The sequence below is a fragment of the Mesobacillus jeotgali genome, assembly GCF_002874535.1.
Taxonomy (GTDB): Bacteria; Bacillota; Bacilli; order Bacillales; family Cytobacillaceae; genus Mesobacillus; species Mesobacillus jeotgali.
In genome coordinates this window covers 1739677-1765334 of sequence record NZ_CP025025.1, presented here as the reverse complement: position 1 = coordinate 1765334, position 25658 = coordinate 1739677, and the positions used below count along the sequence as shown (strand labels likewise).

Genomic DNA, 25658 nt, shown 5'->3' with positions numbered 1-25658 from the left:
TTCTAAAGAAAGACAAATCTTTAATATATTACCAAAACCAATACAAAAGACAACGAAAAAACGTTGCCTTAAGCTTTAATAGGAATATATATTTCTACTTCCTCCACTCCATTTTCCTCTGGATGGTAGGTTTCTAAAATAAAATTCTCCAAAGTATCCCTTGCATAGCCTTGTTCATCAATCCATTGATCAAGCGTTGAATATAAGTTACCCATCTCTGTCCCTTTTCCTCTGATCATTCCGTATGTATGCTGAATCTCGAGAACTTCCGCCCCATCTGGTAAGGTATCCAACTCATCATTAACCAATAACCCTACATAAAAAGTCCCCTCAACATGGCTCTCACTTGCTTTAGGTTCGTACACTGTAACTTCCGTCCCAGCAAGATTCGCCGCCCTCTGTAAAAATTGTTGTGCTGCCTTGGGGATTAATTCAGCATAATCTTTAAATAGCCCTGTATGTTTCTCAACAATTACTTTAAATTCTTTATTCACAACCTGGCACATTTTAAGCCTCCTAAAAAAATTCATATAAACCTTTTTCAAAATAACGGAATTCATCATCCGTAACCCTGTGACGAGTATATCCTTCATAAAAAGCAGACACCAATTCCGGATTGTGTCTGAACTTTCGGATGGCCAATGCCTCATCATAACGAGGATCGCCACGTGTCATTCCAGCTACATCGATGAACATACGGACTTCCCCATAGATCACCAGCACATTATCTGTTGTGCAATCACCATGGATCATCGTTTGTTTTACATGCTCGGGTTTATTCGCTATCAACTGTTCCAATAACTCTAAGCTGCCATCTGCTTGACCTGATTCAGCGTATTTGCGAGCCCTTTTCAGCTGAGTTTCAAGCCAGTCAGAATCTGTTTTAAAGACAGGCTCTTGATTGTGAAGCTGAAAAATAAACTGGCCAAAACTTCGGATTAATCTCCGTTTCTCCTGATTCGTCCCTGCATTTCTTAATGCAGCAGTCAACGTAATTCCTTCCTCAAACGACATCAGCAAATGGCTTGCATGCTCCTCTTCAGTGAATCCATAAAACCAGGGAACTGGTATTGGTCTCTGAAAAGACAAACTTTCAAGAACCTCCGCCTCCAGCTTTAGCCACTCTCGATATTTTTCCTTAAAAACACTTTTCAGGATGTAAGTACCGTCTCCGGTGACAATCATGCTAACTTCCGAAGTGCAGCCTTGTTCAGGGATTTTTTCAATCTTTTTGATCTCACCAAGAACATCCTTAAAGAAAACGTTACTATTCCTCATATTTATGTTTAGGTCCCCAACTTCCGCTTCCTTCCGGCAACAATTCAAACAGGGACCAGATGCTGCAGTAGTCGTCCCCTGGACCGAAGGCGGCTTTTGTGTAATGCTTGATGGTTCCATCCTCTTCTTTTAACAGAATAGAAACTCCAGGCCAAAATCCTTCTTTACTTTTAAATCCAAGATCTTCTTTAAAAGTTGTCCCTTTCGTTGAAACGCTTTTGAACGCCCAGCCGCGTTCATTTGAAAAGTCGGATAGCGTTTGGTAATCGTCCGGACTGGTTAAGACAAAAGCTGCCTTGTTCTCAAGGTGTTTGGTAAAACCGCTGAACCCATCAGCCCATAGAGTACAGTAAGAGCAGGATTTCCCCATATTATGAATGACGATCAATTCACTTTTATCTCCAAAAAGCTCACTCAATAGAAGCTTTTCGCCTTCTGTACTAGTTAAGGTATAATCTTCTACTGTAAATAAAGGAAGCTGTTTTCTTAACGCCGCAAGCTCATGCTTCAAACTCACTAACTCTTTCTCTTTGCTTTCCATTTCCTGTTCTAATTGTTTAATAGAATCCAAATCTTCGTATCCCCTTTCAATCACAAATCAAAATATGCCTTAATATGCTGGGCAACTTCTGATGCGTTTAAATTTGTGTTATTTAGTCGGATATAGTTCTCTCTTTCTATCTCACCAGCATTCGAGTTCAAACGGTATTGGTCCATCGACTCCACCAGGTCCCGCTCCGACCTTTGCAGGTTCCGCTTGGTTGGCTTGTGTTGGAGTCGATGAGGGCTTTTGTTGCGCTCTAGTCTTTCGTCCAAGTCTGCCTCCAATTCAACAAAATACACCGTTTCACCCTCTGACTCAAAAATCTGGCATACTTTATCCACATACTCCCAGTCTTCCTTCATATCGAACGCCCAGACATAGGTGAAAATCAAGCCATACTGATCGCTTTTCGCCATCGCCTCAAATATTTCCTGACGGAAGAGTCCGACTAACCGCTTCCCCTCCCTAGTCCCGTAATCAAAGAAAGGATTCACTAATTCAATCGTCATATGGTTATGGAAAAGCTTCAATTCTGTGATTTTTTCTAGTTCATGCCCTACCGTCATTTTACCGACAGCCTGTGGGCCAAATATTAAAACAAACTTCATACTTCCTCCCTTTCAAACCTCATCTTAAATTCCCGGCTCAACTCACTCCAGACATCGAATTTATTTCCGTCCAGATCGTAAAACACAAAATTCCTGCCTGCGTGACCCCTGTTCTCAATCTCACCGACTTCAATTCCTCGTTCTTTAAAATCTGAGTGAATCGAAGTAAGTACCTCCAAACCATCGACCTCATATGTAAGAACGAACCGTTCCGTCCCGTTTACATCAAAAAAGTTCGAGCTCTGTCCCACTGCCTTAACCAAAAACATACTAATATCAGCCAAATCTAAAATAGCTTTTTCATCATCCAGGTAATTTAATTTGGCACCCAGTTTTTCCTTATACCATTCTGCTGAACTAACCGGATCCTTAACAGGAATGTAAATCGTACCCACTCGGATTAATTGATTTTCCACTACATTTCACCTCACTATTTAAGATTCTATATTTCTCTCTTTTCACCTTCCTTGTTAACAATTATTTTCCATTTAAACAGCTTTATAAAATAAAAAACCGCATAGATTATAGCTTTCAACTTAATCCATACGGTTCAAATTTCTTTTCTTATAAAATATAAATGCCACCTAACAAAAAAGAAAGCCGCTATGTAATAAGAAACGGAATACCACCATACCCAGCCTGTATACTGAATAAATCCCACTTTGACCATTAGCAGCTCAAAAAGGATTGTAATAACTAACCAGGCTACCATATATAAAGCAAATGCATTAATCTTTCTTGGCATGAAGTTGAGAAAGATTATCCCAAAAGACGCTCCAAGGGTTAATTCTATAATATGCACTCCAATCTGAACTCCCGGACCACCCAGTTCATAAAGCTTAAAATATAAATCCAAAGTAACATCTGTACTCAAGTTGATTAATGCAATTACAGCCCAGGAAGTTTATATTTCTCTGTTTGTGAGACGCTTCGGCATAAACCAGATAATTAGAAGGTTAATGACCAGAGCGAGATATGGTGCCCAAAACATTCTGTTTACCACCTTCCCTTAGTCTTTAAAAATAACTGGTTTACGATCAAGCCAATCAATCCATTTATAAAAACCTAATAAACAGATTAAAATGATAGGGTCGACGATGGCAGAATACCAAATTTCCCACCACCCATAATGAAAATATCCCCAGGGACCCGGCAGCAGGACGATAAGTTCATATACTAAAATTAAAATAACAAAGATGACTAAGAATAAAATCTTATTTAATACCTTCTTTTCAAACGGATATAGATTCAAAAATATTATGTTCACTGGTGGGATCAAAACTGTCCTGGGAATCAGGCCTACCCAGTCAAATCCCGGTGAAAAGTACCAATAACTTTGGTACTTGAATTCCACAATGAAATCAAAAAGCATCTGGAAAGCAATCGTGAATGTCCAAATTTGCACGACCTGGCTTGGGAGCAACCTTTTATTCAGCTTGAAAGCAATCAGGTTAAAAATCAGAATCGATAATAGTAGTCCAATCATAAGCAAAACCCTTCATTCTTTTTCGTTCCCTTTGATCTTCTCCCTCAAGTTCTCCAGCTCTTCAATCGAAAGATCCCCAAGCGCCTGTGTTATTTCCTCTTCAATCTTTTTTCTGTTCCTCTCCCGATACTGATTCCACCAGTCGCGCAATCCTTCGGTATTCTCCAACAAGTATTCAATATCAATGACTTCTACTTCATCATCAGAAAGGTAGTCCAGAACAGCTGCTAGCAAGCGATTTAAGTTTTCTATTTCATCAATTTTATTATCTTGAATTGGTTCTGCTTCTTTCATATCATCTTCTTCTGGATTTGCTGCTGACTTACGAGGCAAGGTCTCACCTTCTTTTTTTATCTTTTATATGTATTATCCCCTTACCTCCGTATTTGATTAAATTTCATTTAAAGATAAACTTTCATGTCAGGATACATAAAGGAATCATATTGTTGCATTTTAATGATGAGGTGGTATTTCTTGCGTACAAAACAATATAAAATATCCGCAACATGTTATACACTTCCGCTTTTGCAGCCTTGTTTTTATTACCTTTTGCCATCGTAAAACGTTCCTTCAAAGATTGGATCATCGTATATCTTGTAAGTATAATTGGGAATTCATGGGCAGACCGTTACCTTGTGTCTAAAGGATATCTAAAATATGAAATCAGGCCATTCAAGAAAAACTTCAAGATTCACTTGCCCTTCGACTATGTGCACTATCCATTGATGTTACTATATTACAATCAGTGGACACTCAATAGTAAGCCAATAGGTATATTTCTTAAACTCTTTCCATTTATCATTCCACAGGTAATGATTGAGACATTTGCTGCCAGGAAAACAAAGCTGATCACCTGGAAAAAGGGCTGGACATGGTATCACTCAGGCTTTAGTTTGGTCTTGAAATTTTTATTATGCCGAGGGATTATCGGAATGATCCGGATCATAAATAATAAAGACCTTTCCGTAAATTCTCTGGATGAGGAGATGAATAGTAAATAAAAGCAAAAGACCAAATCAAAAATGATTTGGTCTTCTAGCTCTTATTGGCACGTCTTGTAAATCCCAAATAACGCGTTCCTTGAAAGTTTAAGTCGCCATGATCCCCTTCAACCAGCTGCCCATATTCCTGGCCATCAACTTGAAGTTCGAGTCTATCACCGCTGTCCAATTCAAATGTCACATAATAGATGCTTCGCGCTCTGGTTTCTCCACCTCCGCGCACACTTGTTCTTTTCGTGACGACCATGGCATTTGCATTCACGCGAGGGGACTGGTTATTCTTACTCCAGGTCCCAACACTTTTAATAATCGTAAAAATGATAATGCCAAACACTAAAATAAATATTGCTCCCATAAAAATAGGTACAAATGTAAACATAAAATCGCCTTGTGTTTCTACCATCAGGCATCCTCCCCCTGCTCTCTAAGTATGTATATATCTTTACGAATGGGGGAGGTACAAAGTTTCAAATTCTTCCAACTTTATACTTCAAAAGCTACTGTATCCATAAGTTCCACATCTAAATTGGCAGGATCAGTCCATTCATAAAAGACTTCTAAATGCCATTTAGCCGTTAATCTCTGATACCCGTTAACTTCAATCCATTGATGCAGCTCGTTATATGTTTGCCTGATTTTCTCGTTAGCACCTTGGTGTCTTAGCACAGCGTACATTTGAGCAGGTATTGTTAGGGCAACCATGTCATCGGGGATGCCCTCAAATTCTGATACTTCAACACAAACCCAATACCCATCTTCCTCATTTGAATTATGTTCGACAACAAAAGCTCCATACTGCATAGCTGGATTCACTACATTCATGATTTCATTTATTCGTTCACTCAACCGCTTCGAAGCTCTCGGAATCTCGACGATATACTGGTCCCCTGGACACAATACCCGGAACCCCACCAACTTCATTTCTGAAAAATGCTTAACTTCAGGCATATTCATAATCCCCCTTTTTTTAAAACCGCCATTTTTCTTGAAAAATTAAACATCCAGATGATAAATGCACATTTCTCCTTCTCTTCCCATTGCACGGATACCCTTATCCACGAAGCCGCCTTTCTTATAGACGGATTGGGCAACTATATTTGCATGATTTACAGCCAATATGATTTCATTTACATTTGGAAAATGCTTCTTAACAAAGGCGCCCAATAGCTTAATAGACTGCGATGCAATACCTTTTCCCTGATACTCTGCATTTATTGAGTAAGCACGTAATAATATGGCTTCTTTATTTTCACTAAAGTCTTTTACGCCTTCCCAACCATGGAGTACAAAAAAACCTGCAGGCTGATTACCATATAAAATGACAATTGGGTGCCTGTCTGATTCTGATTCGCATTTTTGCAGTGCATCTAGCGGAAATGCTGTATATCTTTGCTGCTCCTCAGACAAATTGTAATTTGACAGCAGCACTTTATATTCCGGCTTGTAAAATACCAGAGAAACTACTTCTTTTTCTACAATCGACATATAGACCTCTCCTAAAATGAACACCCAGTAATTTATGTATTTTTAATCGCAACATTTCCCTCTTTGTTCTCTTCATGATCCCATGTAACCTGGATCTCGAACGTTCCCTCCTAGACCTTTATACTTTAAATTCCAGACATCCAGCCCCGTTTCCTCTTTTACCTCTCAAATCGCACTTTCCACAATACCTTCCGGAAAATCGACTTTACCACCTGGAGGGATATATCCTTTAAAATAATCATGCTGCCGGTCGATAAGTAAAACTTTGTCTTCATCTTGGATCATGCACACAGTATAAAGTTTATAGTTGATGTGACTCTTCATCTTTTCTCCCTTTACTTAATTCCTTTTCTAAAACGATCTTCAGCTGCCCATGCCGGTCGATATAGGTTTCAGTAATATCAAAGCCGCACTTGATATTTAAAATCAACATACTGCGCCATTTATTCAGTGTCTTTGTTTGAACCGATTTGTACCCTTCTTTTTCTAAATAGCGATGTTGAACATCCATTAACGTGGAGGCTATACCTAAATTCCGATAATCCGGGTGTACTCCCCCAAGCCAGCTATAAAACTTTTCATGAGTGAGTTCATATCCAATTTTATATCCAATCACTTTGGATTCTGCATATACAACAGTGAACAGAAGATGAGGCTTATTCTGCATTTTTTCTGTTAAGCCATCAATTGTGCCGAAAATAACTTTATGCACATCTAAAATACCTTCAAGAATTTCATGTTCAGGAATGCAGCAATAATGTTGATATTCAATTTTCAAGACATCATCCTCCTAACCAAGAACCTTCATTCCCCATTCCGATGATTTCTGCATATACTCTTTAATAGGCTGAAACCCTTTATTTTCAAAAATAAGGAGAGATCAAGTTGCAAAATAGACAGAATGCAGCGCAAAGTTTGCCGGTACCTTCACTTTGGGGGATTGACGCGGAGATTGCCGGGAAACCGATTGTCAGAGGGACAATCACTATCAATTCCATCTCTGGGAATACATTGATTGGAACCGCTAACTTTCGGGGGAACCCCATCCCTATCCAGGGAACATGGGATGAAAATGCGAAATCTATCCAATTCGATTCACCTTATGCTTCGTTCACAGGACAATTGACGATATATGATGACGCAGGGATCAAAGTCCGGCATTTGGTGTTAAGCGGCAAGTTCCTGATGAAGCCTCCATCGCTGCAAGCAGGCGAAGCAGGAAGTTGGATTGCTACCACTGATACTGCATTGACCGGTCCGCCAATCAACACAGGAGCTATTCCGCCTGTAGGTGTATTTTTAACATCTGATCTCCTCTATAACAACGGAACGAGAAATTACAGGAGATTTTACTGGTGAATTTTCGATACTAATCTTCAGATAGACAATATCTGAAGATTGCCTGCTAACCTTTTTGGACAAACCTCATTGCTTGCTCACGATTCCGAATATGAATTTGAAATTCTTACAGTTCTTCCACACGATTTTTAAACCTTCCTTGGAATCGAAAATGATTACTGACTTCCAGAACCAGACTCTTATATAAGTTGAATGAAAATTTACAGGACCCTTTATCCCCTTCTCTTCATATTCATCCCCGTTCTCCATTTCAAATTCCGTTCTAACAAGCCAGGTATTTCCGATTCCAATCTCAATATATTTTGTGGGGGCATTTCAGCCATGGTTTCCTAAGACCACGTTTATTCTCTCATTCATTTCTTGCTCTTCAATATACTCAAAAAATCCTATCCGATTTCCCCACGGATCGGAAAAGGTTGCCCATTTCACTGGAACTTCTTCTCTCGAAAAAATTTCAAATGGCTCTATATGTAATTCGTTAATCAATCTGGATTTTTCTTCTTCAATTGACTTAACACCTAAACGCAGTGGACCGCTTCCCTCAGCAGACGTCCCCTCTGCTACCTGCAGCCAACACCCGGGGATCAATTCCCACTCGGCAAAGCCCTCATGCGGAGTAAAATCAGGATCTTTGTGCAATAGAGATTTATACCACTTTAAGCCTTCATCATAATCCGCAACTCGTACCTGGAATGTCATTTCAAAAATCATTCTGTTAAAGCCTCCTGCATTCTCTTGTGACATTATTCGTATCCTTTTATCTCCCACTTTTTATAAAAGTTTTCTACATCCACCCTGAATTTTCCTTCTTTTAGTAAGAGGTGTACGTCTAAACCGGAATCTTGTTAATTACAAATAAATATTTATCCGCAGTAAAAGTACTGAATTACAATAAGTATCGTGTTTAAAACACGACTCAAGGTTTTTCCCATCTACAATTATATTTACCGACGGTCCTGCTGCTTGATAGCAACTTTTATGCTTTATACCCAAGTATCCAGTCCAGCCTATTGATTTTAAGTTCATCTGGCATTTTCCGTAAAACTTGATTTCTGACTTTAATCGCAACCGGATTTTCGAGTTGCATCAATCTTGCCATCATTCTGGATCCCTGGACAATCTTTGTGACACGCGGTATTCTCTCTTGTTCATAATGACTTAATGCTTGCTCAATATCTTGAGGAGATTGCTTAAGACAGCGTGCGAGAATCAAAGCATCCTCCATCGCCTGGGCTCCTCCTTGCCCCAGGTTCGGCAGCATTGGATGAGCTGCGTCTCCCATCAGTGTCACTTTTCCTTTATGCCATTTCTTGACTGGCTTGCGATCAAAAATATCATGAACAAGGATGTTTTCCTCATTTGTAGAATCAATGACCTCTACAATTGGATCCCACCAGCCTTTGAATTGGTGCAAGGCGATATGTTTTGGATTGTCCGCTTTAACTATTGTTCCTTGAGGCGCGTTGATAGCAGCGAACCAAAACACACGTCCTTTACCTAAATGAGAAAATCCAAATCTCTTTCCTTTTCCCCACGCCTCGAACCCTCCACCAAGTTCAGCTGGAAAACGGGCATCTTCAAAATTAGAAATTCCTCTGACAGCAGTGAAGCCTGAATAGCGTAGGGCCGATTCCTCCATAATATACTGTCTTACTCGAGAATGTACCCCATCCGCTCCAATGAGAAGATCTGAATTCTGTATTTCGCCATCCTCAAAAAAGCTCGTAATCTTATTTCGATCCTGTTCCAGTCGTAGAAACTTTTTTCCAAGCACGACTGTATTTGGCTCTAATTTTTCATAACAAATTCTCTGTAAGTCTGGACGGTAAATCAAATAACTGTAAGTTCCATATCGTTCGGCCAGCTTGTGAACCGGCATATGAACAAGAAATTGGCCATCCTGAGTCCTAATTTCAGCTGTTTTCACTGGTGAGCCAGCCTGACGCACCTCATCCGCAAGTCCCAGCTTTTCCAATGCCTTGATTGCGTTGGCAGACAGTACAATACCTGCACCCATCTCCTTTAGTTCCGAAGCTCTCTCAAAAACTTTCACTTTTTTGCCGAGCTGTTGCAAGGCAATCGCCGCTGAAAGTCCCCCAATACCTGCCCCGATAATCACTGTATCTGGATTGTTTAATAGGTGTACCATTTGCCCTGCCCCTTTCTATCGGAAATTTTTTTCGGTTTCCACTTTCTGTTTGTCCGATTGAGCTCTTCTATTGGACACTTTTCTCGGCTTTCTCCTTCTGTTTGTCCGATAGAGCCCTTCTATTGGACACTTTTCTCAGTTTCCGCTTCTGTTTGTCCGATTGAGCCCTTCTATCGGTCACTTTTCTCGGCTTTCTCCTTCTGTTTGTCCGATTGAGCCCTTCTATTGGACACTTTTCTCAGTTTCCGCTTCTGTTTGTCCGATACAACCCTCCTATCGGACATAATACTCTATTTCCAACTGACGATTGTCCGATACAGCCGTTCTATCGGACACTTTTCTCCGCTTGCTCCTTCTGGTTGTCCGATAGAGCCCTCCTATTGGACACTTTTCTCAGTTTCCGCTTCTGTTTGTCCGATACAACCCTCCTATCGGACATAATACTCTATTTCCAACTGACGATTGTCCGATACAGCCCTTCTTTTTCAGTTTCCGCATCTGTTTGTCCATTAGAATCTTATTAATATGTTAAAATATAGTAAAATTTCTATATTATTACTATAGAGGTGCATGATTTTTTGACCAGACCGAGAGCATTTGCTGCCATCATTAAAAACAATTATATACTTATGACCAAGCATGTCTATCCAGACGGTTCATTCTGGACACTGCCAGGCGGAGGTCTTGAAGCAGGCGAGACATACGAAGATGCAGTCATTCGGGAAGTGAAAGAAGAAGTAAACTTGGATGTGGAAGTAGTGGATTACCTATTCACCGGCCGATATAGCGGTGGAGAGGAAAGATGTTTTTTAGTTCGCCCGATTAACGAGAAAGAACCTGTTCTGGGTTGCGACCCTGAACTTGGAGACAATCAAACTTTAAAAGAAGTGAAATGGCATCCCCTTGAGTCAATGAAGGATGATCTTCATGTTGCTAAGGTATTGGAAGCTATGAAATTAATAGTATGAGAGGTTAATAATGAATACAGAAGTATATTTCGTATGACACGCTCATTCGGTCTTCTCCTTGGAGCATGAACAGACAAGGGAACTTTCCGAAAAAGGCTGGAAAGACGCACAGAAAATCACTCAAATTCTTTTAAAGGAGAATATCAACCAAATCATTTCAAGTTCATATGTTCGAGCGAGACAAACAGTCGAAGGTCTGGCAAATCAAAGAGAAATGGAGATTGAATTAGATCCCCGATTCAGAGAGCGGAATCTGGCTGCCGGGGATTATCATTTCGAAAACCCAGAAGAGGCAATGCAAAAAGTATTCTCAAACCCTGCCTTCAAATTTCCTGGAGGAGAATCCAATGATGAAGTGCAACAACGAGGTATTGATGGTTTAAGAGATGCTGTGATGAGGTATAATGGCCAGAAAATAGCATTAGGGATCCACGGCAATATAATGGTCTGCACAATGAACTATTTTGACAAAAAATATAATTTCGAGTTTTGGAAGCAAACCACCAAACCAGATATACAAACTTTCAATTAATGATCGTTTTGAATTAATAGCTTGCGAACAGCTTTGGAAGGATGAACTCCTTCGCATTTGAGACAATTGAAGGCAGCAATTTGCAAAGCGGTGGCTGCCCTCATAATTTTTATTTTATCTACATTTTCCCCAATTCGAAAATGCTTTTAACAAAATCTTCTTTATGGTCAGTGTAATCATTGATACCGGTGGAAGACATTTTAAGATAAGCCTTCTTGACCTTTAAATATTCCAACCTGGCATCTTCATTAGAATTCAAGTAATCTCTAAAATATATGAGATTATTCCACAATTCCTTTTGGTACTCTGCTAAATGGATGAAATGCGTCTTCACCGTATAGGTTTCATCTGTAAACCTAGCAAACACAATTTCACCTGGTCGTTGGACTTTCAGCCTTAAAAATCCAATGTTCTTCAAGCCGCTGACAATCCGCTCATCAAAATTTGAAATGTCATCAACTCCGACCAGGATATCAATAATCGGTTTTGAATCCATCCCTATGATTGCAGTGCTTCCTATGGGTTCAATTCGATGATCTACTATATTTGTATTTTCGATGATAGCGTTTTTCACCCTGTGAAATTCGTTTCGCCACTCAGGGTTATAAGCATCAAGCCTAACTTCGTCCTTCTTCAGGCCTAACCTCATTGAATCAACTTCCCTGGATTATTCTTTGTGAGCAAGCGGCATATAAGCTGCCGGATTTAACTCTTCACTTTCAATGACGATAGCACTTAATCCAGATTCCGTTTTCGTTTCATGCCATTCACCTTTGTTCCAGAAAATCGCGGTACCAGGCTCAACGTTAAAATATTCATCGGATTCTCCTCTTACAAAGGCTTGGCCGCTTACCACCAATAAAAGCTGCGGCATTGTTGCCTGGTGATACCCGATGAACCCGTTTGGTTCCAGGTACATAAAGCCAATATGAGTGGCATTAGTCGTTCTTACTATTCGAGACATCAAGAAGTCTGAATTGAACTTGGTTATTTTAATTCCGTTGTCTTCTTTGAAGCTGTAAAATTCCACTTTTTCCACCTCGAAATTATGTTCTTAGTTTTAAAATCCTGTCCACAAGACATTAGTTATGCGTCCTGAAGCTTACTTCGAATGATATTTTATTAACCTTAAATACTATATTGTTTAACTATAAGATGCTGCGGAGCATCAGGTAATCCACTCAAAGATGTCCTGATAAACTCGGGATATAACCTGATTTTATCTAGGGTGTTGATCGGTACCCACTGATAGACCAACCGCTCACCCTCTTCTCCAAAGAACTCATCATTGTTGAAATTGAAGCGGCCATTTAGAGGAGAAACCTGATAATACAGTCCGATTTCATGATAATTTTTATTGTTGTAGTCAAAGAAGTTCTCAGTAAACCAGAGAAGTCTGTCCACCTTAACATCTATCCCTAACTCTTCTTTTATTTCTCTTACAATGCTTGTCTGTGAATCTTCCTGAAGCTCGACCCTACCTCCTGGCAACGCCCAGTGCTCGTCGTTCGCTTGTTTATGTATTAGCACAAGGTTGTCCACGATCATAACCGCTGCTACCCGATAATTAAACACAGCCTTTTCCATATAAAACGTCGCATCCATTGTTCTTCCTCCTCATTTTAATCTATCTAGTTCTTTTGCCAATCTTGATTTCCGGAAGCCCTTTTGCCGCTTTAATTCCTTTATTTCGTCTATAGTTTGATAGGATAGACGAACGTAGTAGTAGTTAATATGTTCGATTACAGCAAAAATAAAGACAAAAACAAACCAATACAATTCAATTGGTTTGCTGATGATTTGATAGATTAATACAAAGATACCTATTACGATCAAACCGGTATTAAGCCTTTTAAAATTCGCAAAAACTTTTAACTGACGACTAGGCAGGGGTGTAAAATCATTTTGTTGAACCTGTTTTAGCTTCAAATACCAGTAATAACTTCCCTGCAGCAATATAAATTCCAACAGGACGAAGGCATATAAAGACGAAGAAGCGGTTAAGTGTGGGACTGACCATTTAAAAAGCCAAATATACAGAATCCAAATAAGAGCAAAAGTGAAAACAGCAAACAATTCCCCAGTATACAAACTAACTAACTTTTTCTTCACTCTTTTCTGCATGCATTAATCCTTAAATCTGTACCGTAAATTGCTTCATCATATTTTTTATTAACGGATTAAGCTGGTCAGGCAGTTCTCTCACACTAAAAAAGCGAGCTTCGATTGTTTCAACGCCATCTGCTTTGAGTACTCCACCAAGGATTTCTTTGGTTACATAGGCAACAGTTACTGGATAAAATTCATCCCCATTTGGCAGCCTTACATAATGCTGCTTACCCGAAAAGACACCAACGAGATTTAACTGGCCGATTTCCAGTCCAGTTTCCTCGAATACTTCCCTTCTGCCAGCTTCTTCAGTAGATTCACCTAACTCCATAAACCCGCCCGGAACACCCCATTGACCATCCTGCCGTTTCTGCAGTAAAAACTCTCCCTGTTCATTCATCACTGCCACTGCAACCCCAACCAAGATCAAAGGCTGGTGACCAATATCCTTCCGTAAATCCTCTATGTATCCCATATTCCCTCCCGAAAAAGTAAAAAATTTCTAGGTAAACAGAATTCGACAAAGGCAGTTTATTTCCTTCTTTTTCCTGAAAGAAAAAAAGCGTTTCTTTTATATATATAGAAACGCTTTAGGTAAAAGAGATATTAACTTTTCTCCCCTGATTTTGTATGCATGCAAATGAGCATTGAGCGATTCAACGTTGTGGGTGTCCAGAATGGTTAACGTAGTTTTGACAAAATTCCAGTTCAAGCATCCCGAAAGCCAAAGTAGTGACGTCAGACGTTCATGGTCGTCAATTCCAAGAAAATCAAAAGCGCCATATCCATTCAAAAAAGCCTTCGCCACCTCTGATGACATTTCCATAGAGTTAATTCCCTCTGTCCGGGTATACCATTTTATCAGCCAGGCCAATCCCTCAATTCGATCCCCATACCCGATTGATTCAAAGTCTACAATCCCCACAATGTTTCTTTTTTCATCCCATAATACATTCAGTGGATTTAAATCTGATTGTACAATATAGTCCATTTTATTTGTCTTTGCAGTTGCAATATGCTTGTTTGCTAGTTCCAGGTAATCCTGTAGTTCACTCTTATACGGTATTTCAGTAGAATTGACCTTCTTCCCAATCTGGTCGGAGAATTGTTGATATCCAATTAGGTGTGATTTTTTAGGAAAAATAGCACTCTCATATGTTTCGGAAATGTCATGAAACCTCCTGGCCATATTTCCGAATTTCCAGGCCATATCCTTGTCACAAAGAGTAAGATGCTGACCTTCTATCCATTCAAACATGATAAAGCGGTATTTTTCCCCTTCCCGGCTGACAATGGTATATGGCTCGTCATTTAAAGCCTGTACATGTCTCATGAAGGGAATGTCATGCTCGACTAGGAACCCGCAAAACTTGGTTTGTTCAGTTAAAATTTCATCTGTTATTTCTCCAAAGACATTGTTCGGGGACCTGTTTTCTTTCAAGAATCTTGCCGAATATGTTTTACCATCTGCCTCGATTTTATAATGCAAATCCGTACTCCAACTAGGAAGTTCTTGTTTAATTAAAATTGATTTCTGTCCAACCCCGTAAGCCTCCAAAGCTCTTTTAATCGATTGATAAGACACTATTATTACCCCTTATGTTTTCTCAATAAAGAAATATTCAAATCCTGCAATATGTGAATTCTTCCTCCATAGATAAAACTAGCACTGCCTTAGCATTAATAAAGCAGTGCTACCTTCATTATATCTTTGTAATTTCAATCACTCCGCCACAATGTGATATAGGCAGGAATTCCAGCTTGCAGTAATCCTCCAACGCAGAACAGACCTCATTAAATACAAAGTAAAATTCATCATCATCCCAGAATTCTTTGCTGTCATTTTTGCAAGCTTCGAGCTGCTGCCTCGTTTGAAAGGCAATGTCGCCTATCAGAATTTTACCGTCCTCTGATAGCAATGGCAGCAAACCCTTTATGAATAAAACTTTATCTTCGTCTGTTAAATGATGCAATGCGTAGGTGCTTACAATATAGTCGTACTGTTTACCTTTTACTTCTGCGGGCAAGCCATTGGCAATATCCCATTCTAGTAAGTTTGCATTCGGCATTTTTGGCTGCGCCAGGGCAATCATTCTCTGTGAAAAATCAATTCCATCTATATGATGTCCATTTTCATATAACCTGGCTGTCAGAACTCCTGTTCCGAACCCGATATCCAAAACTCTTGAATTTTCCATTTCCATTACTTCATTAAAAATCGTATTCAAGATCTCTCTATAGCCTGCAAATGGATATACTCCATTTTCTTCACTAACCTGTACTGTTTTGTCATATCCGTCTGCCCACAAATTAAAACCTTGTTTATTTAACATGAATGCTCCTCCGATTTTCGAGAACATCCAGCCCGTTCTTATCTAGACCACGATATTCTCCATTATTTTTCTTATGCCACTGATCTCTTCTGCCTGTTTCATAACAAACGCCACCTTTCATAGTGTTCTTTTATTGATAATACTCAAGTACATCCTGCTCGAATTCGGAAGTCGTCCTCCCCGTAATTTGTTCCAAAGCTGTATAAAACCCTACAGTATCGTTAGTCTTTTCGATTAATTCCACCAAAACATCATTTCCATACATCTGAACCAAGTAGTTTACTGTAAAATAACTTTGCATATAGGGATTGGCATGATCAATCTGGCGAGCTTCGTGAAATTCATTGTCCCAGCTTATGCTTTCAAGTGGCAGGGTTTCGTATGGATTAGATTCATAAGGAACCTCAGTACCATCATTGCCCACATATTCTGCTATCCCTTCAATAAACCATGCTGGAAAAGTGTCACCAAATGTTTCAGCTTCCTCTATTTTTTTGAAAGTAGCATAATGTGCATATTCGTGCAAAATTTTTCTTTTAAAAAAATACAGCGGCGTTTCAAGCCCCTGTAGTATGCTTTCTACACTGTCAGGATCGACGTTGACACCCATCACTTTTTCAAAATGAGAATAATATCCGCCGGCACTATCAATATTTGAAAGCTGCTCAAGGTCTTCCCTGCTCATAAAAATCAAATCGATTGGTTTTTTACTATAGGCACCAAGAACCTCGACTGATTTATCCTCGGCCCATTTCAGTGTCTCAATTGTCAATGGAATTAACTCTTCATTATCTTCCTGATAGTAAATCGATATGTTCTCATACACATACTTCATACTTTCAGCTTTAAGTTTTACCTCTAATTCACTATCATAATTTAAAGTTAAGACAGATTTTGCTGTCGTAAAAAAGGTGACATTCTCACCGGTCCTTGCATTCAGTTTCATTTGGAACGCTTTGATGACTCCGAATATACTTACTAAAAATATAATAAGTATGATGAAGAAAGTCGTCACCCACAACCTTATGTTCGGTCTACTCATCCCTTCCTCGTTTCACCAGTTCCTCAAGCAAAGAAATCATTTTTTCGTTTTGTTCGATCATTTCCTCATTTTGCTGTCTGAGCTTTGTAAAATCAAACATGAACACCAATAAAACAATTGTTATAATGATTAACACTTCGCTACCCCTTCCCCTATTAGCCATCTTATCGCCTCATTAAAATCACTTGCAATAAAATCCGGTTGGATTACTCCCCATCTGCCATAATACTGCTTGTTTATGTATCTATCAAAAGCATCCTGACCGCTGCCCGTTTTGACCAAAATCTTCAAGCAGCCCGCTTCATCAGCAGCCAGCATGTCCGTCCATCTATCTCCGATCACTACACAACGATTTAAGTCCAGCTTATTTTCAACTGCAGCTCTTTTCAGCATTCCGGGAGAAGGTTTTCTGCAGTCACAGCCTTCCTCATGACGGTGAGGACAAATGTATACCTGATCAAACCCAAACGATGTCAACTCACTCTCAAACTGGTCATCTGTGGCTTCTCCATTCGCAATCCCTGGCTGGTTCGTAAACGAATAGACTAGAATATTGTTGTCTTTTAATAGCTCGATTGATTTCTGGACACCGGGGAATAACTCAAAATCCCCTGGATAAACCACTTTGTCAGTTCCTCCAAGTGTCCCATCCCGGTCGATAAAAACTGCCTGGAAATTCAACACGATACCTACCCCTCTGAATTCACTTTTCTGCGAGCAATCGCCTTAAAACTTTAACCTTTCATTAACACAAGCCCTATGTTCCTGGCTAAGATCATGAGCTTTTTTATAAAGCGGATTATTCTTTCCTTCATTCAACTCTCCTACAAATCTAATCTCAACTTTTCCTTTATATTGGTTCCACCGTTGATTCAATTCATTTATATACTGCTTAACGGGGCCCTTATAAGTCTTCAGATCAATAGAGAAACTTGAGGTCCAGGCTTTTTGATCTGTTATAATAATTGCTTTCTTGAATTTTTTCTTTTTCATCAGCTTCAATGCATCGAGGATTGCTAGCAATTCACATACAATCGGTTTAGTGGTTTTAATATTTCTCACTGTTGAATAACCAGCCGCTGTTTCTCCGTTCCTGACGATGACCACTCCAGTTCCTGCAGTGGCATTGTTGAAATTATAGGAGCCATCGACAATTAAGAATGGAACATCAGCAGGGACTTTTTCGACCAATGGCATAAGCATGTTTTTCAATACCTGCTTAACAACTTGATTTCCTTTACGATAAAAGTCGAGTATATCCTGAACATGGTAAAAGCCCTTTTCTCCTACATGCTGAAACGGGAGTCCATTTTTCTTTAAGTTTATGAATTGATCCTTTGTAATTCTTAGGATTGAGAGAATCATATCTTCAGTGACATACTCTTCCAGCGAGCGCCCTTTGCTGTCACGAAATTCCCTTTCCAAACGCTCCTGTGAAGGTTTGTATGACTTCAGCCATTCTTTCACTTCCCCTTCCAGGAATCTGTATTCATTCGCAATCAGATAATGAGGCATTCCGTCATTCAAATATACTGTCAGTTGGGTTTTAGTTAATTTGACGTTTTTAATCAATTCTCCCCTTAAAAGTAATTTTACTTGGGACTGTTTTGATGTAATCGTTGTCATCTGGCACCTGCATTCTTTTTGAAAATTCTACTATTTCCATCATACCATTCTCTAAAATACATTTATATCCAAAGTTTCCATTTTAAACGAAGTAAACCACAAAAAAAATCCCCTCACCAAATGGCAATAACGGGTTCTCTTGTGGAGTGCAAAACGGGAAAAAACAATTCAAAAAGCATGTTAAATCGCTTACGATTTAGCATGCTATTTTTTAATGGTATAGGAAGGTTTATGACAATTTTATTTGATAATTTACACTGTAATTAGCATATCAATTAGATGGAAATTCTCATGCTGTTAGTTTACATGCTAAAACGCTTGTTAATACTTCGTAGAATTTGATAGTAACGGCAATTTCCAAACATAAAATAGATACACCAGGAGAAAGAAGTCTGGTCCTTAAATAAGAAATCAGCGAAAGTAAAATAAGCGGAGTTTTTCCGGTTATATTCAGAATGGAGCACGTTTTTAGCTAAATAAGCGGAATTTTTCCGACTATTTATCAGATCGGGTATTTATTTGGCAACTCCCCATCTAAAAATGAAAGTGTAATTCCATCATAATGACTTTGAATTATAAAATTCAGAAGTTAAAAAGCATGATGATTTAATTGCATAATCACCATGCTTTTTTCTACATTACTTGTACTGTTAATTATGATTTCGCACTTCCAAAGAGAACCCTTTACAAATGGCAAGGGGCCTGATTTATCCGTATTTTTTTACTGACCGTTATGCAATTCATTATGAAGCTTCTTGAACTGCAGATACATAGCGACTCGCCATGGGACAATCATTCCAAAAGCAAGAATCCAGAACATTCCGCTCAACTCTCCGAAATCGATCGAGCTGCTTAGCACCAGTTTCGCTATTACACGTACGATCAACAGTCCGATTAAAATGAAGACGAAAGCCTTAGATCTTTTCAGAAAGATTTCCCGTCCTCTGACTTCGAATTTCGAGGTCTTGATGAGCAGGATTGAGAATAGTATCCCTACTGAAAGGGCCTCTATTATCTGTAAAAAATGAACCCGGAACACTGGGAAAATGAACATGAGCGCACCCGTGCTCATGAAGATTGGCGGTAAAATAATTTTCTTGGCAGATGCTGGTCTTTTGGCAGCCTTCATCCTCATGAATGTCACAAAGATGGCCATGCCAATTGCTCCAACTGTTGACGCCAAAACATAATTCATTTTGTATTTCATCCCTTATTTATAGTATCCACATTATTATAATGAAAATCAGCCATTTAAGATAGACTTAAATGGCTGTTTTTTATCGTAACACTCTAGATACGGAATCGACTACCTGTGAATCATCGAATGGCTTTACAATGAAATCCTTTGCTCCCGCCTCGATAGCATCCACCACCATCTTCTGCTGGCCCATCGCTGAGCACATGATGATTTTTGCATCTTTGAAATCCTTTTTGATTTCTTTTACGGCGTCCAGTCCGCTCATTTCCGGCATTGTTATATCCATTGTTACTAGATCGGGTTTCAGCTCGCGATACATCTCGACTGCTTCACGTCCATTTTCAGCTTCCCCCACTATATCGTGGTTTGCTTTCTTCAGAATATTGGTTAAGGTGATCCTCATAAATTTTGCGTCGTCAACTATCAAAATTCTGGCCATCGCTGTATCCTCCCCGACAATCACAACAAATATATTAATCTATTTAATTTCCTCTTAATTACTATATAACTATATTTAACCATTATTTTCAATGTAAAGACACCGACAAATTTCTCACATACAAAAATTCGTTATGAAAATAATCTCATATAGCCTTAATAGAACTCAAGCTTTAATATGCTTGTTAAAATCCTGTAAAATCCCCAAAAAACATTGATAGAATTGAAATCAGCTTCGTCATCCAGTCGAAGAACAACATGATTCCGACTAATATCATGATATAGCCGCCGATTTTCACAATTTTAACATTATGTTTGCGGATCCACTGCATTTTTCCAATGAAGAATGAAAGAATGAAGAACGGAATCGCAAAACCCAGAGTATACGCAATCATATAAAGCATTCCTGAACCAGGGTTTGAACCTGCAAGCAGGATGACCGAAGCCAAGATAGGTCCAGTACATGGAGTCCAACCTGCCGCAAAAGCCATACCAATCAGAGAGGACCCAAAATAACCTGATGGGCGATTCTTGAATTCTATTTTCCTGTCTTTCATCAAGAACTCAGGCTTAAAGAATCCAATCACCATCAGCCCGAAGGCAACAATAAAAATCGCACCAAGTTGACGGATGAGATCCTGGTATTGCATGAAGAATTGGCCTACAAAAGATGTCCCGAAGCCAATTGCAATGAAAATCACTGAAAATCCCAGTAGGAAAAATAATGTATGCAGCAGACTGCGCCTTTGCAGCATCGCATTTTCGCTCTTCAGTTCTCCTACAGACATTCCAGTTATATATGATAAGAATGCCGGATAAAGCGGCAAGCAGCACGGAGAAATAAAGCTAAGGAATCCCGCTCCCATAGCAATGAAAATATTTATATCTGTCATAATTCCATCCCCAGTCCATATTCGTTAGTCCCATTCTAACAAAACCATTTACTATTATTATAGTTTAACTGTGAACAATTTATTAATTTCTATAAAAAAGGTGTTTACCTTCTTAAAAACTGGGTAATAAACTACGGTGTATATTTTTTACAGGAAAATATTTTACAAATGTTTCTTTTGAAATTTGGCAGTATATGCTATATACTAATATAGCACTTGTAATAATTTCTATATTTATAACCATTTTACATAAGCTTGTTTAATATACTGCCACCAGATGAAACTAGAAAGGATTTTCACATTGTCTAAAGAACAACTAATCACCCTCATTGAAAAGAAACGCGAAGAGCTGATACAAATCGCATCGAAGAACGGCCTCAATTCTACAATCGCCATTCATTACAGCCAGGAACTTGATGAGCTGTTAAATGAATATAATCGCGTATACATTAAAAAGATAGCAGCCCATTAAAAACAGCTAAACGCCATAAGCGTTATAGCTGTTTTATTTTTGTCTATTTAAGCAGGTTCTTGCCTATTCATTATATTGAAAAACTCCTTCGAGTAAAAAGAGTAGTATTCATCGTTATAACGATGAATACTACTCTTTTAATTTTAAGTCAATTTCTTCAGTTTTTAAGTGAACCGCAGTTGTATGTTTATTTCCTACGTATCTTAGAACTTTTTCATTACTTTTCCGATTATTTTTCCTGCATTTTTTCCAGCTTTCTTTGTTATTTGCTTCTTCACTTGTTTTTTAATTTCCTTCTTTATCATGCTCTTTAATCCCATCTTCTTCCCTCTCCCCAACTACATTATCGATGATAATTAATAGTACGATTCTTTAGGCGAAAAGTTTCATATCTCCCCTGACATGGAAAAATATAAACGTTGTGCTCTAACCTGTCAGTCAGCACAAAAAGAGTCAACATTTTAGGTAATTCTTAGGATTGTATTTACATTTATCCATTTAAATTAAAATAAAGGCGATTACTTTTTAGCAATCGCCATTTTACATAATATAATTACCTATCCAACCACATCTTCCAATCGTTCTACTGAACCATTCTGCAAGAGATACATCTTATGGTAAAGTCCCTGTTGAGTGAGCAGTTCCTGATGTGTTCCGCGTTCAACTATTTCTCCATGATGGAGGACGATGATCTGGTCTGCATCCTGGATAGTGGAAAGTCTGTGGGCAATGGCAATCGTCGTCCTTCCTTTGCGCATTTTGGATAATGCTGTCTGGATGGCCTCTTCGGTTTCCGTATCGATATTTGCTGTCGCTTCATCGAGAACAAGGATTTTCGGATTAGCCGCAACCGTTCTCGCAAAAGCGATCAATTGCCTCTGTCCGCTCGAAAAAGTCGAGCCTCGCTCTGTCACCTTTTGTGCGTATCCATCCTCCAGTTTTTCAATGAAAGTATCTGCCTGGACAAATTCAGCCGCCCTTTTTATATCCTCTTCAGTCAAATCGCTGTTGTGAAGCCGGATATTATCCCCGATTGTTCCATAGAACAAGAACGGATCCTGAAGCACGAGCCCCATTTTATGGCGCAGCTCTTTTACCGGATAGTTCTTTATCGAATGATCATCAATCAAAATATCTCCACGCTCGAATTCATAAAAGCGCATCAGCAGATTGATGATTGAGCTCTTCCCGCTTCCGGTGTGGCCTACAAATGCAAGAGTTTCCCCAGGTTTCACAGTGAAACTGATATTTTTCAAGACATCCCTTTTGCCATCATATGAAAAACTGACATCCTTGAATTCTATTTTTCCATCATTGATTTTGTCAGCTTCTTTTCCAGTCTGGCCCGGAGCAAGCTCCGTTTCATCAAGCAGTTTGAAAACGCGTGATGCAGCGACAATCGCCTGCTGGTACATGGAAAGTCGCATCATCATATTGTTTACCGGCTCGAAAAAGCGATCCAGGTAATTAATGAATGCATACAATACCCCAATCTCAATTGGACTGTCAAAAGAAGTAATCCCAAAAAAGCTGAGTACGATCATTAACGCTAAAATATAGACCAGGTCAACAGCTGGGCGTAACAACAACCCATCTGCCTTTATGTTCTTCATGCCCGCATCAAAATGCTTATCGTTAATTTCACCGAACTCCCTTTTCAATCTTTCTTCCTGGCGGAACATTTGGATGATCGACATACCCTGGAGTGATTCACTGAGCTTTGCATTCAGCTGGCTCAGGCGTTCACGCATATCCTGGTAAAACTTCGAACTCAGTTTCCGGTACAAACTCATGATGAATACAATAAAAGGTAAAATCAGCATTGTGAACAAAGCCAGTTTTACATTCAGGATGAACATTGCCACAAAAATTCCGAACAGCAAGAAGCCGCTTTGTATAAAAGTCGCTATGACGCTTACGAACATATCCTTGATTGCTTCGGTGTCATTGGTCACTCTGGATACAAGTGAGCCGGCAGGCGTTTTATCGAAATATTTCAATCCAAGCTGCTGCACCTTTGTGAAGACATCAATCCTCATTTGCTGGATGATTTTCAGCGCAATTTCCTGGAACTTCAGAAGCTGAAAATAAGAGACGAGCACATTGAGGACCTGGATGCCAATATAAGCAGCACCGAGCATCAACAGCGGCTCGAAAGGCATGTAACCTTCCCTCAAGTAATCATCGATAAAAATTTTAACCAATATCGGTCCAAGCACGTCCCCAACAGTGGCGAGCATCAGGAATCCGAACGCAACAAAAATCATTTTTAAATGTGGCTTTGCATAAGCAAGAAGCCGGAACAGCACGGAACGCTGCTCTTTCGCGTTTAGTACAGGCGTTTTTTCCATTGGTCACCCTCCCTGCTCGACAAGCTCTTCTAGCTGCTGCCTTAAATACATATCCTTGTACCAGCCGTCGTTCTCCATCAGCTGATCGTGGGTGCCTCGCTCAGCAATCTGTCCATCTTCAAGGACAACGATCAAATCCGCGTGGTGGATGGCGCTCAAGCGGTGTGCAGTGATTATTGTTGTCTTATCTTTACGATTTTCTTTCAATGCTGATAAAATCTGTTCCTCTGTCTTCGCATCGACTGCCGACAGGGAATCATCCAGGATAAGAATCTCGGGATTCATCACCAAGGCACGGGCAATCGAGATCCGCTGCTTCTGGCCGCCTGAGAGAGATACACCCCGCTCCCCGACAACGGTTTGATAGCCATCGGTAAATTCAAGAATGTCATCATGGATGTTCGCTACTCGAGCTGAATTATAGATGACCTCCTTATCAACAGTAGGATCAGCAAAAGCAATGTTGTCCTGAACAGTCGCCGAGAAAAGGAAATGATCCTGCGGAACGTATCCAATTGCCTGTCGCAATCGACCCATTTTATAGTCCTGGATGTTCTTGCCGCCAATGCTGATGATTCCATTCGAAAGGTCGAATTCACGGATCAACAGCTTCAATAGAGTCGTTTTGCCTGCTCCCGTTTTCCCAACGATTCCAAGCGTCTGCCCTTTCCCTAAACCAAAACTGATACCCTTTAATAAAGGTTCCTGGTCGCCAGGATAGGTAAATGACTCAATATCATATTTAAGATCGCCATTCGGAACAATATCCAGTGCATCTGGTTTATCCTGGATTTCGATTTTTTCATCAAGCAATGCTGAAACGCGGTCATATGAAGCCCTACCACGTTCAACAATATTGAAGAACCAACCGAACGCAAGCATCGGCCACACCAATAAGCCAAGATATGATGTGAATGATACCAGCTGACCAATTGTCAGTTCGCCGTTCAACACATACCTTGCCCCGAAAGCAATCGACAAGAAGAATGAGATGCCAACAATGATAGAAATCGTCGGGTCAAATAAAGCGTCAACCTTCGCGACGGAAATGTTCTTTTTCACAACATCCTCAGACTGTTTGCGAAAGTCCTCAATATCTTCATTTTCCTGGCCAAATGTTTTAATGACTTTAATCCCAGTGATGCTTTCCTGTGTCTTGTCATTCAAATCAGAAAAAGCTTCCTGGGCCTTGTGGAACCTTTTATGAAGCATCGTCCCATACCAGCTTGTCAGCAGAGCCATGAACGGCATTGGAATCAAAGCGATTAAGGTCAGTTTCCAGCTGATTGTCGCTGCCATAGCAATGATGACGAAGCCGCCGGTTGAAACAGAGTCAACAAATGTCAAAACACCGGCACCTGCTGTCTGCTGGATTGCGGAAAGGTCATTAGTTGCATGAGCCATCAAGTCCCCTGTCCTTCTTCTCTGGTAAAAAGACTGCGACATACTTGTAAAATGACTATACAGCCGATTTCTCAATAACCGCGACAGCTTTACCGCAGAACCAAAGATCATGATCCGCCAGTAATACCGAAGAGAATACATCGCCAGGCCAGTAGCGGCTAATACAAACATCCATTTTCCAAGTTTCCCGGCCGTAAGCGTACTGTTGGTAATTTCATCAACGATGATTCCAATAACGCGCGGCGGGACAAGCTGAAGAAACGCCACAAATAACAGCAAGAAAATCCCTGTCAGATAGGCCTTTTTCTCCGACTTGAAGTACCATAATAAATCCTTGAATACGCTCATATGTATATCCCCCAAACCCCTCAAATGCTTAAAT

Annotated in this window: 36 protein-coding genes; 5 read left to right on the top strand and 31 right to left on the bottom strand. The window is 39.7% G+C overall.

Features of this window, described 5'->3' with window-relative positions; all coding sequences use genetic code 11:
* Window positions 1-68 precede the first annotated feature (68 nt).
* The 7 genes from CD004_RS08730 to CD004_RS08695 all read right to left on the bottom strand — a co-directional run bounded on the left by CD004_RS08730 (window position 69) and on the right by CD004_RS08695 (window position 4249).
* Entirely contained in the window at window positions 69-506 is a 438-nt protein-coding gene (locus CD004_RS08730; RefSeq protein ID WP_102262399.1) for a GyrI-like domain-containing protein, read from the bottom strand.
* A 10-nt stretch (window positions 507-516) separates the two neighbouring features.
* Window positions 517-1278, bottom strand: coding sequence for a phosphotransferase family protein (locus CD004_RS08725; protein ID WP_102262398.1), 762 nt, complete (start codon window positions 1276-1278; stop codon window positions 517-519).
* Window positions 1268-1849: a DUF899 family protein gene (locus CD004_RS08720; RefSeq protein ID WP_102262397.1), complete on the bottom strand. Its 582-nt coding sequence runs from the start codon at window positions 1847-1849 to the stop codon at window positions 1268-1270. The genes CD004_RS08725 and CD004_RS08720 overlap by 11 nt, the downstream gene beginning before the upstream one ends.
* Before the next feature lie 20 nt (window positions 1850-1869).
* Entirely contained in the window at window positions 1870-2430 is a 561-nt protein-coding gene (locus CD004_RS08715) for an AAA family ATPase (RefSeq protein WP_102262396.1), read from the bottom strand.
* The gene (locus tag CD004_RS08710) at window positions 2427-2846 is read right to left on the bottom strand and encodes a VOC family protein (RefSeq protein WP_102262395.1); all 420 of its coding nucleotides are present in this window, start codon (window positions 2844-2846) and stop codon (window positions 2427-2429) included. Before CD004_RS08710 ends, CD004_RS08715 begins: the two co-directional genes overlap by 4 nt.
* 593 nt (window positions 2847-3439) lie before the next feature.
* A complete protein-coding gene (locus tag CD004_RS08700) occupies window positions 3440-3916 on the bottom strand; it encodes a hypothetical protein (RefSeq protein ID WP_102262393.1) in 477 nt (158 codons plus the stop codon).
* A 12-nt stretch (window positions 3917-3928) separates the two neighbouring features.
* On the bottom strand, window positions 3929-4249 hold the full coding sequence (locus tag CD004_RS08695; protein ID WP_102262392.1) for a hypothetical protein: 321 nt from the start codon (window positions 4247-4249) through the stop codon (window positions 3929-3931).
* A 173-nt stretch (window positions 4250-4422) separates the two neighbouring features.
* Here CD004_RS08695 and CD004_RS24585 point away from each other — a divergent pair, with 173 nt between their 5' ends.
* Window positions 4423-4917 carry a CBO0543 family protein gene (locus CD004_RS24585; RefSeq protein WP_102262391.1) on the top strand — a complete coding sequence of 165 codons (495 nt, stop codon included), beginning with the start codon at window positions 4423-4425 and terminating at the stop codon, window positions 4915-4917.
* Between the two features lie 34 nt (window positions 4918-4951).
* Here CD004_RS24585 and CD004_RS08685 read toward each other — a convergent pair whose 3' ends face one another.
* From CD004_RS08685 to CD004_RS08665, 5 genes are all read right to left on the bottom strand, one after another.
* Complete coding sequence (locus CD004_RS08685; protein ID WP_102262390.1) at window positions 4952-5320, bottom strand: DUF2500 domain-containing protein; 369 nt, start codon at window positions 5318-5320, stop codon at window positions 4952-4954.
* Between the two features lie 80 nt (window positions 5321-5400).
* Complete coding sequence (locus CD004_RS08680; protein WP_407657671.1) at window positions 5401-5865, bottom strand: GyrI-like domain-containing protein; 465 nt, start codon at window positions 5863-5865, stop codon at window positions 5401-5403.
* A gap of 45 nt (window positions 5866-5910) precedes the next feature.
* A complete protein-coding gene (locus CD004_RS08675; RefSeq protein WP_102262388.1) occupies window positions 5911-6402 on the bottom strand; it encodes a GNAT family N-acetyltransferase in 492 nt (163 codons plus the stop codon).
* A 165-nt stretch (window positions 6403-6567) separates the two neighbouring features.
* Window positions 6568-6726: an NUDIX hydrolase gene (locus tag CD004_RS24290; RefSeq protein WP_233434967.1), complete on the bottom strand. Its 159-nt coding sequence runs from the start codon at window positions 6724-6726 to the stop codon at window positions 6568-6570.
* Window positions 6704-7180 (bottom strand): GNAT family N-acetyltransferase, encoded by a 477-nt coding sequence (locus tag CD004_RS08665; RefSeq protein ID WP_233434966.1) that lies wholly within the window; start codon window positions 7178-7180, stop codon window positions 6704-6706. The genes CD004_RS24290 and CD004_RS08665 overlap by 23 nt, the downstream gene beginning before the upstream one ends.
* Before the next feature lie 107 nt (window positions 7181-7287).
* Here CD004_RS08665 and CD004_RS08660 point away from each other — a divergent pair, with 107 nt between their 5' ends.
* Window positions 7288-7761, top strand: coding sequence for a hypothetical protein (locus tag CD004_RS08660; RefSeq protein WP_102262387.1), 474 nt, complete (start codon window positions 7288-7290; stop codon window positions 7759-7761).
* Between the two features lie 66 nt (window positions 7762-7827).
* On the opposite strand, the gene CD004_RS08655 is transcribed toward CD004_RS08660, so the two are convergent.
* From CD004_RS08655 to CD004_RS08645, 3 genes are all read right to left on the bottom strand, one after another.
* Complete coding sequence (locus CD004_RS08655) at window positions 7828-8058, bottom strand: DUF3977 family protein (protein ID WP_102262386.1); 231 nt, start codon at window positions 8056-8058, stop codon at window positions 7828-7830.
* Window positions 8059-8076: 18 nt separating this feature from the next.
* Window positions 8077-8472 carry a VOC family protein gene (locus CD004_RS08650; RefSeq protein WP_102262385.1) on the bottom strand — a complete coding sequence of 132 codons (396 nt, stop codon included), beginning with the start codon at window positions 8470-8472 and terminating at the stop codon, window positions 8077-8079.
* Window positions 8473-8737: 265 nt separating this feature from the next.
* Entirely contained in the window at window positions 8738-9910 is a 1173-nt protein-coding gene (locus tag CD004_RS08645; RefSeq protein ID WP_102262384.1) for an FAD-dependent monooxygenase, read from the bottom strand.
* Between the two features lie 578 nt (window positions 9911-10488).
* Here CD004_RS08645 and CD004_RS08640 point away from each other — a divergent pair.
* Complete coding sequence (locus tag CD004_RS08640) at window positions 10489-10878, top strand: NUDIX domain-containing protein (protein WP_102262383.1); 390 nt, start codon at window positions 10489-10491, stop codon at window positions 10876-10878.
* Between the two features lie 58 nt (window positions 10879-10936).
* A complete protein-coding gene (locus CD004_RS08635; RefSeq protein ID WP_233434964.1) occupies window positions 10937-11410 on the top strand; it encodes a histidine phosphatase family protein in 474 nt (157 codons plus the stop codon).
* 118 nt (window positions 11411-11528) lie between these two features.
* On the opposite strand, the gene CD004_RS08630 is transcribed toward CD004_RS08635, so the two are convergent.
* The 14 genes from CD004_RS08630 to CD004_RS08570 all read right to left on the bottom strand — a co-directional run bounded on the left by CD004_RS08630 (window position 11529) and on the right by CD004_RS08570 (window position 21049).
* On the bottom strand, window positions 11529-12059 hold the full coding sequence (locus CD004_RS08630) for a GrpB family protein (RefSeq protein ID WP_102262382.1): 531 nt from the start codon (window positions 12057-12059) through the stop codon (window positions 11529-11531).
* Between the two features lie 18 nt (window positions 12060-12077).
* Window positions 12078-12440, bottom strand: coding sequence for a cupin domain-containing protein (locus tag CD004_RS08625; protein ID WP_102262381.1), 363 nt, complete (start codon window positions 12438-12440; stop codon window positions 12078-12080).
* Between the two features lie 98 nt (window positions 12441-12538).
* Entirely contained in the window at window positions 12539-13015 is a 477-nt protein-coding gene (locus CD004_RS08620; RefSeq protein ID WP_102262380.1) for an NUDIX hydrolase, read from the bottom strand.
* A 12-nt stretch (window positions 13016-13027) separates the two neighbouring features.
* Window positions 13028-13534 (bottom strand): hypothetical protein, encoded by a 507-nt coding sequence (locus CD004_RS08615; protein WP_102262379.1) that lies wholly within the window; start codon window positions 13532-13534, stop codon window positions 13028-13030.
* A 10-nt stretch (window positions 13535-13544) separates the two neighbouring features.
* Complete coding sequence (locus tag CD004_RS08610; protein WP_102262378.1) at window positions 13545-13994, bottom strand: NUDIX hydrolase; 450 nt, start codon at window positions 13992-13994, stop codon at window positions 13545-13547.
* Window positions 13995-14090: 96 nt separating this feature from the next.
* The gene (locus CD004_RS08605) at window positions 14091-15104 is read right to left on the bottom strand and encodes a phosphotransferase enzyme family protein (protein ID WP_233434963.1); all 1014 of its coding nucleotides are present in this window, start codon (window positions 15102-15104) and stop codon (window positions 14091-14093) included.
* 118 nt (window positions 15105-15222) lie between these two features.
* Window positions 15223-15852: a class I SAM-dependent methyltransferase gene (locus CD004_RS08600; RefSeq protein ID WP_102262377.1), complete on the bottom strand. Its 630-nt coding sequence runs from the start codon at window positions 15850-15852 to the stop codon at window positions 15223-15225.
* Window positions 15853-15982: 130 nt separating this feature from the next.
* Complete coding sequence (locus CD004_RS08595; RefSeq protein WP_102262376.1) at window positions 15983-16894, bottom strand: peptidase MA family metallohydrolase; 912 nt, start codon at window positions 16892-16894, stop codon at window positions 15983-15985.
* A complete protein-coding gene (locus CD004_RS24035; RefSeq protein WP_170029959.1) occupies window positions 16887-17030 on the bottom strand; it encodes a hypothetical protein in 144 nt (47 codons plus the stop codon). Before CD004_RS24035 ends, CD004_RS08595 begins: the two co-directional genes overlap by 8 nt.
* Window positions 17024-17578 carry an HAD-IIIA family hydrolase gene (locus CD004_RS08590; protein WP_102262375.1) on the bottom strand — a complete coding sequence of 185 codons (555 nt, stop codon included), beginning with the start codon at window positions 17576-17578 and terminating at the stop codon, window positions 17024-17026. Before CD004_RS08590 ends, CD004_RS24035 begins: the two co-directional genes overlap by 7 nt.
* Before the next feature lie 42 nt (window positions 17579-17620).
* Entirely contained in the window at window positions 17621-18520 is a 900-nt protein-coding gene (locus CD004_RS08585; RefSeq protein WP_102262374.1) for a reverse transcriptase-like protein, read from the bottom strand.
* A gap of 721 nt (window positions 18521-19241) precedes the next feature.
* Window positions 19242-19715 carry a CcdC family protein gene (locus CD004_RS08580; protein WP_102262373.1) on the bottom strand — a complete coding sequence of 158 codons (474 nt, stop codon included), beginning with the start codon at window positions 19713-19715 and terminating at the stop codon, window positions 19242-19244.
* An 82-nt stretch (window positions 19716-19797) separates the two neighbouring features.
* On the bottom strand, window positions 19798-20157 hold the full coding sequence (locus tag CD004_RS08575; protein WP_102262372.1) for a response regulator: 360 nt from the start codon (window positions 20155-20157) through the stop codon (window positions 19798-19800).
* Between the two features lie 184 nt (window positions 20158-20341).
* Entirely contained in the window at window positions 20342-21049 is a 708-nt protein-coding gene (locus tag CD004_RS08570; RefSeq protein WP_102262371.1) for a cytochrome c biogenesis CcdA family protein, read from the bottom strand.
* A 301-nt stretch (window positions 21050-21350) separates the two neighbouring features.
* Here CD004_RS08570 and CD004_RS08565 point away from each other — a divergent pair, with 301 nt between their 5' ends.
* Window positions 21351-21521, top strand: a complete 171-nt coding sequence (locus CD004_RS08565) for an aspartyl-phosphate phosphatase Spo0E family protein (protein WP_102262370.1) — start codon at window positions 21351-21353, stop codon at window positions 21519-21521.
* A 557-nt stretch (window positions 21522-22078) separates the two neighbouring features.
* Here CD004_RS08565 and CD004_RS08560 read toward each other — a convergent pair.
* A complete protein-coding gene (locus CD004_RS08560) occupies window positions 22079-23872 on the bottom strand; it encodes an ABC transporter ATP-binding protein (protein WP_102262369.1) in 1794 nt (597 codons plus the stop codon).
* Between the two features lie 3 nt (window positions 23873-23875).
* On the bottom strand, window positions 23876-25624 hold the full coding sequence (locus CD004_RS08555; RefSeq protein WP_102262368.1) for an ABC transporter ATP-binding protein: 1749 nt from the start codon (window positions 25622-25624) through the stop codon (window positions 23876-23878).
* Window positions 25625-25658: the final 34 nt, after the last annotated feature.